This is a genomic window from Kitasatospora azatica KCTC 9699 (assembly GCF_000744785.1).
Lineage (GTDB): Bacteria > Actinomycetota > Actinomycetes > Streptomycetales > Streptomycetaceae > Kitasatospora > Kitasatospora azatica.
Window position 1 is genome coordinate 1,891,496 of sequence record NZ_JQMO01000003.1, and the last position, 10,322, is coordinate 1,901,817.

The following is a 10,322-nucleotide window of genomic DNA, read 5'->3' on the forward strand; positions in this document are numbered from 1 at the left end:
TGACACCCCTGGTGCACCGGCGTAGTCCGGAAGGCAGGGGGCAACGGAGAGGAGACGGATCATGCTCGGCGATCTGATCGGTGAGGAGCAGGGCCAGGTCATAGTGCAGCGGGTCCTCGCGGAGGAGCACGGCCTGCCGCCGGCCGTCGAGACCACCTTCCGGGCAGCCGGCACGCTGCTCGGCGTCGCGGTCAACGACATGGGGAGCTACACCGCCCGATTGCGCCCCGACGGCACGCTGGCCGGCTCCGGCCAGGGCATCCTGATGAGCCCGGACGGCTCGCACGCCAGCTGGTCCGGCCAAGGCGTCGGCCAGTTCACCGGCGACGGCGGCGTCAGCTGGCGCGGCTCGATCATCTACAGCAGCGACTCGCCGGCCTTCGCGGGTCTGCGCGGCGTCGCCGGCGTCTTCGAGTTCGAGACGGACAGCGCCGGCACGACGACCGGAAAGCTGTGGGCCTGGAAGTAACGCAGACCGCTGGAGCGGGTACGGCGGGCGGTCCACTCGGGCCACAATGGTCCCCATGAACTCGCTCGCCCATCCCCAGCTGCGTTTCACCCCGGTCGTCGACGACCCCTCAGGCCCGCGCGAGCTGGTGATCCTCGGATCCACCGGCTCGATCGGCACCCAGGCCATCGACATCGTGCTGCGCAACCCGGACCGGTTCAGGGTGGTCGCGCTGTCGGCGGCGGGCGGGCAGGTCGAGCTGCTGGCCGAGCAGGCGTTCCAACTGGGCGTGCACACCGTCGCGGTGGCCAGGCCCGAGGCCGAGGCGGCGCTGCGCGCCGCGCTGGCCGAGCGGGCCGCCGGACGGCCGCTGCCCACCGTGCTGGCCGGACCGGACGCCGCCACCGAGTTGGCCGGGCTGCCCTGCCACTCGGTGCTGAACGGCATCACCGGCTCGATCGGCCTGGCCCCCACACTGGCCGCGCTGCGGGCCGGCCGGGTGCTGGTGCTGGCCAACAAGGAGTCGCTGATCGTCGGCGGCCCGCTGGTCAAGGCGGTGGCCGCGCCCGGTCAGATCGTCCCGGTGGACTCCGAGCACGCCGCGCTCTTCCAGGCGCTGACCGCCGGCACCCCGGGTGAGGTCCGCCGCCTGGTGGTCACCGCCAGCGGCGGGCCGTTCCGCGGCCGCAGCCGTGAGCAGCTGGCCGGCGTCACCCCGAAGGACGCGCTGGCCCACCCGACCTGGGCGATGGGCCCGGTGGTGACGATCAACTCGGCCACCCTGGTCAACAAGGGCCTGGAGGTGATCGAGGCCCACCTGCTCTACGACATCCCGTTCGACCGGATCGACGTGGTGGTCCATCCGCAGTCGGTGGTGCACTCGATGGTGGAGTTCACCGACGGCTCCACGCTGGCCCAGGCCAGCCCGCCGGACATGCGGATGCCGATCGCGCTCGGCCTCGGCTGGCCCGACCGGGTGCCCGACGCCGCCCCGGGCTGCGACTGGACCAAGGCCGCCACCTGGGAGTTCTTCCCGCTGGACGACGAGGCCTTCCCGGCCGTGGCGCTGGCCCGCGAGGTCGGTACGCTCGGCGGAACCGCGCCGGCCGTCTTCAACGCCGCCAACGAGGAGTGTGTGGACGCCTTCCTCAACGGCGGCCTGGCCTTCACCGGCATCGTGGACACGGTCGCCAAGGTGGTCGCCGAGCACGGCACCCCGCGCTCGGGAACTTCGCTGACCATCGAGGACGTCCTGGATGCGGAGGGCTGGGCGCGAGCTCGGGCCCGTGAGCTGGCAGCCGGCTGACACGGTGGCGTTACGGGGCGTGGCAGCCGGGTGCAAGATGGCCAGTGGGAGCGACATGACGGAGGACCAGCGGTGACTGCAGTGATGACGGTGCTGGGCATCGTGGTCTTTTTCGTCGGGCTGCTCTTCTCGATCGCCTGGCACGAGCTGGGCCACCTGTCCACGGCCAAGCTCTTCAAGATCCGGGTGCCGCAGTACATGGTCGGCTTCGGCCCGACCATCTGGTCCCGCAAGAAGGGCGAGACCGAGTACGGCGTCAAGGCGATCCCGCTGGGCGGCTACATCCGGATGATCGGGATGTTCCCGCCGGGCGAGGACGGCCGGATCACCAAGCGCAGCAGCTCGCCCTGGCGCTCGATGATCGAGGACGCCCGCGAGGCCTCGTACGAGGAGCTGCAGCCCGGCGACGAGGACCGGCTCTTCTACACCCGCAAGCCGTGGAAGCGCGTCATCGTGATGTTCGCCGGGCCGTTCATGAACCTGATCCTGGCCTTCGCGCTCTTCCTGGTGGCGATGATGGGCTTCGGCACCCCGATGTCGCTGCCGACCGTCGACTCGGTCTCGCCCTGCGTCGTCCCGGTCAGCCAGGCCAAGGAGGCCTGCCCGAAGGACGCCCTGCCCTCGCCGGCCGGGGCGGCCGGGATCCAGCAGGGCGACACCATCGTCTCCTTCGACGGCCACCGGATCAGCAACTACAAGCAGCTCTCCGCGGACATCCGCCAGTCCGCCGAGAAGACCGTGCCGGTGGTGGTCAAGCGCGGCGGCCAGCAGGTCACGTTGACCGCCACGATCCAGAAGAACACCCTGGCCAAGCTGGACAAGAACGGCGACCCGATCCCGGGCACCGAGACGGTGACCGGCTTCCTGGGCATCACCCCCACCTCCGGTGTGGTCCGGCTCAGCTTCGGCGCGAGCGTCGACAGGATGTCCGAGATGGCCGACACCGGGGTGCACTCGCTGCTCGCGCTGCCCGGCAAGATCCCGGCGCTGTGGGACTCGGTGGTCAAGGGCACCCCGCGGCAGGCCGACTCCCCGGTCGGCATGGTCGGCGCGGCCCGGGTCGGCGGCCAGGTCTTCTCGAACAACCACGTGCCCGCCACCCAGCGGGTCGCCATCATGATCAGTCTGCTGGCCGGCATCAACCTCTCGCTCTTCCTCTTCAACATGCTGCCGCTGCTCCCGCTGGACGGCGGCCATGTGGCCGGCGCGCTCTGGGAGTCGATCCGGCGTCACGCCGCCAGGCTCTTCAAGCGCCCCGACCCGGGTCCGTTCGACGTCGCCAAGCTGATGCCGGTGGCCTACGTGGTGGCCAGCATCTTCATCGGCTTCACCCTGCTGGTGCTGATCGCCGACGTGATCAACCCGGTCAAGATCAGCTAGCCGACCGCTCAGGGGGCGTGCGCGGGGGCCCTCGCGGGTGCCGTACCGTTGGACGCCGGGTGTGCGATCACCGCGCACCCGGCGTCCGTCACCTCTACTCCGGGGAACCCTGCGCACATGACCGCGATCTCGCTCGGTATTCCGTCCCTGCCGCTCAAGCCGCTCGCCAAGCGCCGCTACTCGCGTCAGATCATGGTCGGCAACGTTCCGGTCGGCGGCGACGCCCCGGTCTCGGTGCAGTCGATGACCACCACGCTGACCTCGGACATCAACGCGACGCTGCAGCAGATCGCGCAGCTCACCGCCTCCGGCTGCCAGATCGTCCGGGTCGCCGTGCCCTCCCAGGACGACGCGGACGCGCTGCCGATCATCGCGAGGAAGTCGCAGATCCCGGTGATCGCCGACATCCACTTCCAGCCGAAGTACGTGTTCGCGGCGATCGACGCCGGCTGCGCGGCCGTGCGCGTGAACCCGGGCAACATCAAGGCCTTCGACGACAAGGTCGGCGAGATCGCCAAGGCGGCCAAGGCCGCCGGGACCCCGATCCGGATCGGCGTCAACGCCGGCTCGCTGGACAAGCGGCTGCTGGAGAAGTACGGCCGGGCCACCCCCGAGGCGCTCGTGGAGTCCGCGCTGTGGGAGTGCTCGCTCTTCGAGGAGCACGACTTCCGCGACATCAAGATCTCGGTCAAGCACAACGACCCGGTCGTGATGATCAACGCCTACCGGCAGCTCGCGGCGGCCTGCGACTACCCGCTGCACCTCGGTGTCACCGAGGCGGGCCCGGCCTTCCAGGGCACCATCAAGTCGGCCGTCGCTTTCGGCGCGCTGCTGGCCGAGGGCATCGGCGACACCATCCGGGTCTCGCTGTCCGCGCCTCCGGCCGAGGAGATCAAGGTCGGCAACCAGATCCTGGAGTCGCTCGGCCTGCGTCAGCGGGGTCTGGAGATCGTCTCCTGCCCGTCCTGCGGCCGCGCCCAGGTGGACGTCTACAAGCTCGCCGAGGAGGTCACCGCCGGCCTGGAGGGCATGGAGGTGCCGCTGCGCGTCGCGGTCATGGGCTGCGTCGTCAACGGTCCGGGCGAGGCCCGCGAGGCCGACCTCGGGGTGGCCTCGGGCAACGGCAAGGGGCAGATCTTCGTCAAGGGCGAGGTGATCAAGACGGTGCCCGAGTCCAAGATCGTCGAGACCCTGATCGAGGAGGCCCTCAAGCTGGCCGAGCAGATGCAGGCCGACGGCGTGGAGTCCGGCAGCCCGACCGTGATCGCCGCCGACTGACGGTGAGTGAGGCACAGTGCTCGATCGAGGTGTGATGCTCCCCGGCTCCCTGCAGGCTGCCCGCAGCCTGGCTGCCACCCGGGTGCTGGACGGCGCGGACCTGGCCGACACCCTGGCGGTGCTGCACCGCGACCCGGTCGCCAACGCCTTCGTCGCCACCCGGGTCGAGGCGGTCGGCCTCGACCCGTGGCGGCTCGGCGGCGAGATGTGGGGCTGGCACGACCAGGACGGCCGGCTGGAGTCGCTCTGCTACGCCGGCGCCAACCTGGTGCCGATCAACGCCGGCCCGCAGGCCGTCCGGGCCTTCGCCGAGCGGGCCCGCCGGCAGGGCCGCCGCTGTTCCTCGATCGTCGGCCCCGCCGAACCCACCGCCGAGCTGTGGGCGCTGCTGGAGCGCAGCTGGGGCCCGGCCCGCGAGGTCCGGGGCCACCAGCCGCTGATGGCCACCACCGAACCCGCCACCGAGGTCGCGCCCGACCCGCTGGTCCGCCGGGTCCGCCGGGACGAGCTCGAGCTGCTGATGCCGGCCTGCGTGGCGATGTTCACCGAGGAGGTCGGGATCTCCCCGCTGGCCGGCGACGGTGGCCTGCTCTACCAGGCAAGGGTCGCCGAACTGGTCAGCGGCGGACGCTCGTTCGCCCGGATCTCGGAGCAGGGCGAGGTCGTCTTCAAGGCCGAGATCGGCGCCGTCACCCAGGGCGCCTGCCAGATCCAGGGCGTCTGGGTGGCCCCCGCCCACCGCGGCCGGCGGCTCTCCGAGGCGGGCATGGCCGCGGTGCTGGAGATCGCGCTGCGCGAGGTGGCCCCGGTGGTCAGCCTCTACGTGAACGACTACAACCTGCCCGCCCGGGCCGCGTACCACCGGGTGGGATTCCGTGAGGTCGGCGCCTTCATGTCGGTACTTTTCTGACTGTTAGTCGCCCGCGCTCGGGGCGGTGATCTCCTGTCGGCACCCCACCCGGTGGAGTAACGTCCCCGGCATGGAGCAGCTCACCGAGATCACCGTTCAGCCGATCGACTTGGCCGCCTGGGCGCCGTATGCGCTCGAGGTGCAGGCGGCCGCCTTCGGGCTCTCCGCCGAAGAGGTGGCGGTACGGCTGCACATCGTCGGGCGGCACGCGCTGCAGCCCGGGGTGATCGCGCTCGGCGCGCTCAGCGGCGGTCGGCTGGTCGGCTTCGGCTACGGCATGCCGAACCAGCGCTCGCACTGGTGGAGCACCGTCATCCAGCCGCACCTGGAGGCGCACGGCCACGGGGACTGGCTGGACAACGTCTTCGCCGTCACCGAACTGCACGTGCTGCCCGAGTATCAGGGGCGGGGCCTGGGCAGCACCCTGATCCGCACCCTGTGCGAGCGCTCCGGGCTGCCGCGCAGCATCCTCTCCGCGATCGACGCCGAGACCCCGGCCCGCCGCCTCTACCGCTCCCTGGGCTACCGCGACCTGGCCCGCGCCGTCCGCTTTCCCGCCACCGACCGCCCGTACGCGGTGATGGGCGCCCGGCTGCCCCTGCTGGACCGGTCCTACAACCCGTCCGCGAACTCCAGGTAGAGCTCCGCGTTGCTGCGTTCGCCGGCGGCCAGGGCGGTCAGGCCGGCGGCGACGGTGCGGAACAGGGTCCAGCCGCGCAGGCGGTCCCGATCCACCTCCACCGCCTCGGCGAGCTGGTGCAGCCGGCGGCGGGCGGCGCCCTGCGGGCCGGGGGCCGCGGCCAGCGTCTCCTTGCGGTCCTGGGCCAGCCAGGCCAGGTCGTAGGCGCGCTCGCCGACCAGCGGCTGCGGGTCGATGGCCAGCCACGGGGAGCGGTCGGCGGCCATCACGTTGCCGTGGTGGAAGTCGCCGTGCAGCAGGAACTGCTCGGGAATGGAGCTCAGCAGTCCCGCCGCGATCTCGGTCGCCTCGTCGAGCAGCCGCAGCGCGTCCAGCCGCTCGGCCAGCGCCCGGTGCTCGCGCAGCCAGCCGATCCGCAGCTCGACCTGTTCGGCCACCGAGGTGAACTGATGGCCCGTCGGGGGCTCGGTCCACAACCGCCGCAGCAGGCTGGTCGCCTCCAGCATCGCCTTCGCCTCGGCCAGTGAGCGCAGCGGGATGTCCCCGTGCAGACGCTCCAGCAGCAGGAACCCCTCGGCGGGCTCGGCGTCCAGCAGCAGCACGGCGCCGCGTCCGGCCCAGTGGGTGAGTGCCGCGTGTTCCTGGGCGGTCTCGGGGGTGACCAGTCCGGTCTTGAGCACGGCGGGGGAGTTGTCACCCCGGCGGACGTACCCGATCAGGCTCAACCGCCCGCCCGGGTCGGCGATCCGGTCCAGGATCAGGTCCCAGCGGGCCAGCTGACGGGTCACCCGGTCCTGGAGGGCGGCCAGCCAACGCTCCCCGGTCTGGCCCTGGCGGGCCAGCACGCCGTCGCGGAGCCGGTCGGGGACGGTGATCTGCCCTGCTGCTGACGACATGCCGACCTTCCGTCTGGTGCTGCCCCCGTGGTACTACCCGTCCATTGTCGGCCATCCACCCCGCCCCGGCCGGACAGCCGCGCTGGTCAGCGCCATATCGGGGGCCGGTGGTGGGTCTACCGGGGGGAGCCGGAGGCGCTCGCGGAGCCCGCCGACGGCGAGGCGGCGGGCTCCGCGAGGCCCGGCAGTGCGGTCGAGGCGCCACCCCAGTGCGCGCACTGCAGCACGCACTCGCGCAGCGCCGTGGCCGCGGTCATCCGCAGCCCGCCGGAGCCGGCGGCGACCAGGTCGGCGTAGACGGCGGTCAGTCGGGACTCGACCTCGGCGGCCAGTCGTCCGGCGGCCGCCGGGTCCGGGACGGCGAACGGCAACTGGTACCCGGGAGCGGCTGCGGCCGGCGTCGCGCCGGCCGCGGCCAGTATTCGCTGCCAGGCGTCCCGGCGGGCCTGGTGGGCGGCGTAGCCGGCCCGGGCCTCGTCGCGCTTGGGGCCCGGCGGGACCTTGGCGCCGACCACCCCGAAGGCGTACACGGCGGCGTGCTCGGCGGCCAGCGCGGCCTGGAGTGCGGCGGTGGCACCGGCTGATGGCGGGTTAGGGGTGCTGGGGGAGGAGCTGGGTGATCCGCCGTCAGCTGACGGTGCACCTGCTGACGGTGCACCTGCTGAGGGGGTGTCGGCGGGAACCGTCAGCGGGGTCTGGTCGCCCAGCCGCACCGCGTGCAGCGCACCGGCCGCAGCGGCCGAGGCCAGCAGCCGGGCCAGCTCCGGCGAGGCGGCGGCGAGATCGGCCAGCCTGGCCTGCGCGGTGCTCCGCTCGGCGCCGGCCAACGCGGCCACCGTGCCGCCCGCCGGCGATCCGGAGGCAGCCGTCGAGGCAGCCGCCGTGGCTGGGGAACTGGCGGCAGCGGCGCTGGGAGCACTGGACGCGGGCAGTCCGCTCGCCAGCGCCGCCCGCTGCTTGACCAGCTCCGCCTGCAGCTCCGCCACCGGTGCACCGCCGGCGCTGCCTGCCGGCAGCGCCGCGTACTGGGCCAGCAGCGCGTCGGTCGCGGCCACCGCCCGGGTGCGCAGCGGCAGGTCCGGGTCGGGTTTCCCCTTGCCGCCCGACCCCGGTGAGCCGGAACCGCTCCCGGATCCGGAGGTGCAGGCGGCCAGCAGCCCGGCGGCGGCCAGCGCCCCGGTGGCCAGGAAAGTCCGCCGGCCGGTGGACTGCATCGACGTGCTCCCGAGAACTCGTGCGGGAGCCGCTGACGCCCCCGCGATCGTGACTGGTGGTGAACGAGAACGTGAAAGAGTTGTGCCCGCCCGGTTGGACCGTACCGTCCGCCTCGCGCGGAGCATAGGGCGGGGCGGTGCGGCGGACACCGGGCACCGCGCGGGACCACCGGAATCGGCGGTTGGGGGGTCGACCCGATAGGCTTTGGCCGAGTTACGACCACTGACAACAGCAGACGCGGCCGAGGAGTCACCCGGATGAGCACCACCCCCACCGATCGGTTGCGTGCCCTGTTGGAGCCGCTGGCCGAGCGGGCGGGCCTGGACCTTGAGGACGTCAAGGTGACCCAGGCCGGCAGCCGCCGCCAGGTGCAGATCGATGTGGACGCAGACGGCGGCGTGGACCTGGATGCGATCGCCGAGTTCAGCCGCGAGGTCGGCCAGGCCCTGGACGAGAGCGACCTGCTGGGCAGCTCCGCCTACGTCCTGGAGGTCGGCTCCCCGGGCGTGGACCGCCCGCTCACCGAACCCCGCCACTGGCGCCGCAACACCGGCCGACTGGTGAAGATCCAGCTGACCGAGGGCGGCGAGATCGTCGCGCGCATCCTGGAGACCGACGAGGACGGCGCGCTGGTCGAGGTGCAGCCGGTGAAGGGCCGCGGCCGGGCCAAGGAGCGCCGCCTGGAGTTCGCCGAGGTGGCCAAGGCGCGGATCCAGGTGGAGTTCAACCGCAAGGAGGACGAGCAACTGCTGTCCGAAGAAGAAGAGGACGAGCAGCCGCTCTCCGAGGAAGAAGAGGAGGCGTAGCCGTGGACATCGACATGAGTGCCCTGCGTGGGCTGGTGACCGAGAAGAACATCCCGTTCGACCTGCTGGTCGAGTCGATCGAGTCGGCGCTCCTCATCGCGTACCACCGGACCGAGGGCTCGCGCCGTCGGGCCCGGGTCGAGCTGAACCGCAAGACCGGCCACGTGACGGTGTGGGCGCTGGAGGACGCGAGCGAGCTGGAGGAGGGCGCCGAGCCCCGCGAGTTCGACGACACCCCGAGCGGCTTCGGCCGGATCGCCGCCAGCACCGCGAAGCAGGTGATCCTGCAGCGCCTGCGCGACGCCGCCGACGACCAGACCTTCGGCGAGTACGCGGGCAAGGAGGGCGACATCGTGATGGGTGTCGTCCAGCAGGGCAACGACCCGAAGAACGTGCTGGTGGACATCGGCAAGCTGGAGGCGATCCTGCCCCCGCAGGAGCAGGTCCCCGGCGAGGAGTACAAGCACGGCACCCGCCTGCGCAGCTACGTGGTGGCGGTCCGTCGCGGTGTCCGCGGCGCCTCGGTGACGCTCTCGCGCACCCACCCCAACCTGGTGAAGAAGCTGTTCGCGCTGGAGGTCCCGGAGATCGCCGACGGCAGCGTCGAGATCGCCGCGATCGCCCGCGAGGCCGGCCACCGCACCAAGATCGCCGTGCACTCGCGCCGGGCCGGTCTGAACGCCAAGGGCGCCTGCATCGGCCCGATGGGCGGCCGGGTGCGCAATGTGATGGCCGAGCTGCACGGCGAGAAGATCGACATCGTCGACTGGTCGGACGATCCGGCCGAGATGGTGGCGAACGCGCTGTCCCCCGCCCGGGTGACCAAGGTCGAGATCGTGGACCTGCAGCAGCGCTCCGCTCGGGTGATCGTGCCGGACTACCAGCTCTCGCTGGCGATCGGCAAGGAGGGGCAGAACGCCCGTCTGGCGGCTCGCCTCACCGGATGGCGGATCGACATCCGGCCGGACACCGACACCTCGGGTGAGGGCTCCGATGCGGGCCGCAGCGGGGAATCCCGCCCGGAGTAATCGCGTTGAAATCGGATAGTCGCGGCCCTGCCCTGATCGGCGGGGCCGCGGTCAGTCCCTGCGGAGGGGTAGACTTGAAGGTGTCCGGCCGGACGCATGTCCGCGCATGCCCTGAACGCACCTGCGTGGGCTGCCGCAAGCGAGCGGCCAAGCACGAGCTGTTGCGAGTCACGGCGGTCGAGGGCGTCTGCGCCCCCGATCCCGGCAATTCGCAGCCTGGCCGGGGAGCGTACCTGCACCCCGACCCGGCCTGTCTCGACCTGGCAGTCCGCCGCCGGGCGTTCCCGAGAGCCTTCCGGCTCCAGGGCGCGCTCGACACGGAGGCGCTGCGTGAGCACGTCGAGGCCAGGGCAGACAGCACCCCGGCGTCCTGAGGACCCTGGGGACGAACCACCGTACAGAGCAACGGCGCGCG

At 72.2% G+C, this 10,322-nt stretch carries 11 protein-coding genes; 9 read left to right on the forward strand and 2 right to left on the reverse strand.

Features of this window, described 5'->3' with window-relative positions; all coding sequences use genetic code 11:
- The first annotated feature begins 61 nt into the window (after positions 1-61).
- From BR98_RS19060 to BR98_RS19085, 6 genes are all read left to right on the forward strand, one after another.
- Positions 62-469 (forward strand): hypothetical protein, encoded by a 408-nt coding sequence (locus BR98_RS19060; RefSeq protein WP_035846247.1) that lies wholly within the window; start codon positions 62-64, stop codon positions 467-469.
- A gap of 55 nt (positions 470-524) precedes the next feature.
- A complete protein-coding gene (gene dxr / locus BR98_RS19065) occupies positions 525-1,754 on the forward strand; it encodes a 1-deoxy-D-xylulose-5-phosphate reductoisomerase (RefSeq protein WP_035853002.1) in 1,230 nt (409 codons plus the stop codon).
- A gap of 72 nt (positions 1,755-1,826) precedes the next feature.
- Positions 1,827-3,134 carry a M50 family metallopeptidase gene (locus tag BR98_RS19070; protein WP_035846249.1) on the forward strand — a complete coding sequence of 436 codons (1,308 nt, stop codon included), beginning with the start codon at positions 1,827-1,829 and terminating at the stop codon, positions 3,132-3,134.
- Positions 3,135-3,251: 117 nt separating this feature from the next.
- Positions 3,252-4,412 carry a flavodoxin-dependent (E)-4-hydroxy-3-methylbut-2-enyl-diphosphate synthase gene (gene ispG, locus BR98_RS19075; protein WP_035846252.1) on the forward strand — a complete coding sequence of 387 codons (1,161 nt, stop codon included), beginning with the start codon at positions 3,252-3,254 and terminating at the stop codon, positions 4,410-4,412.
- 34 nt (positions 4,413-4,446) lie between these two features.
- Positions 4,447-5,322: a GNAT family N-acetyltransferase gene (locus BR98_RS19080; RefSeq protein WP_035846258.1), complete on the forward strand. Its 876-nt coding sequence runs from the start codon at positions 4,447-4,449 to the stop codon at positions 5,320-5,322.
- A 70-nt stretch (positions 5,323-5,392) separates the two neighbouring features.
- Entirely contained in the window at positions 5,393-5,962 is a 570-nt protein-coding gene (locus BR98_RS19085) for a GNAT family N-acetyltransferase (protein ID WP_035846259.1), read from the forward strand.
- Here BR98_RS19085 and BR98_RS19090 read toward each other — a convergent pair.
- Together BR98_RS19090 and BR98_RS42585 are read right to left on the reverse strand one after the other, a co-directional pair.
- Complete coding sequence (locus BR98_RS19090) at positions 5,935-6,858, reverse strand: aminoglycoside phosphotransferase family protein (RefSeq protein ID WP_035846265.1); 924 nt, start codon at positions 6,856-6,858, stop codon at positions 5,935-5,937. The two genes, BR98_RS19085 and BR98_RS19090, sit on opposite strands and share 28 nt — an antisense overlap.
- 116 nt (positions 6,859-6,974) lie before the next feature.
- On the reverse strand, positions 6,975-7,547 hold the full coding sequence (locus BR98_RS42585; RefSeq protein WP_157538180.1) for a ferritin-like domain-containing protein: 573 nt from the start codon (positions 7,545-7,547) through the stop codon (positions 6,975-6,977).
- Between the two features lie 783 nt (positions 7,548-8,330).
- On the opposite strand from BR98_RS42585, the gene rimP reads away from it, so the two are divergent.
- The 3 genes from rimP (at position 8,331) to BR98_RS19115 (ending at position 10,281) form a co-directional block, all read left to right on the forward strand.
- The gene (rimP, locus tag BR98_RS19105; RefSeq protein ID WP_035846267.1) at positions 8,331-8,879 is read left to right on the forward strand and encodes a ribosome maturation factor RimP; all 549 of its coding nucleotides are present in this window, start codon (positions 8,331-8,333) and stop codon (positions 8,877-8,879) included.
- 2 nt (positions 8,880-8,881) lie between these two features.
- The gene (nusA, locus tag BR98_RS19110; RefSeq protein ID WP_035846268.1) at positions 8,882-9,907 is read left to right on the forward strand and encodes a transcription termination factor NusA; all 1,026 of its coding nucleotides are present in this window, start codon (positions 8,882-8,884) and stop codon (positions 9,905-9,907) included.
- 80 nt (positions 9,908-9,987) lie between these two features.
- The gene (locus BR98_RS19115) at positions 9,988-10,281 is read left to right on the forward strand and encodes a YlxR family protein (protein ID WP_083977517.1); all 294 of its coding nucleotides are present in this window, start codon (positions 9,988-9,990) and stop codon (positions 10,279-10,281) included.
- Positions 10,282-10,322: the final 41 nt, after the last annotated feature.

Bases quoted from the DNA above. Each gene is read 5' to 3' on its own strand.
- BR98_RS19060 (WP_035846247.1), top strand. From the start codon at position 62: ATGCTCGGCGATCTGATCGGTGAGGAGCAGGGCCAGGTCATAGTGCAG.
- dxr (WP_035853002.1), top strand. From the start codon at position 525: ATGAACTCGCTCGCCCATCCCCAGCTGCGTTTCACCCCGGTCGTCGAC.
- ispG (WP_035846252.1), top strand. From the start codon at position 3,252: ATGACCGCGATCTCGCTCGGTATTCCGTCCCTGCCGCTCAAGCCGCTC.
- BR98_RS19080 (WP_035846258.1), top strand. From the start codon at position 4,447: ATGCTCCCCGGCTCCCTGCAGGCTGCCCGCAGCCTGGCTGCCACCCGG.
- BR98_RS19085 (WP_035846259.1), top strand. From the start codon at position 5,393: ATGGAGCAGCTCACCGAGATCACCGTTCAGCCGATCGACTTGGCCGCC.
- BR98_RS19090 (WP_035846265.1), bottom strand. From the start codon at position 6,858: ATGTCGTCAGCAGCAGGGCAGATCACCGTCCCCGACCGGCTCCGCGAC.
- rimP (WP_035846267.1), top strand. From the start codon at position 8,331: ATGAGCACCACCCCCACCGATCGGTTGCGTGCCCTGTTGGAGCCGCTG.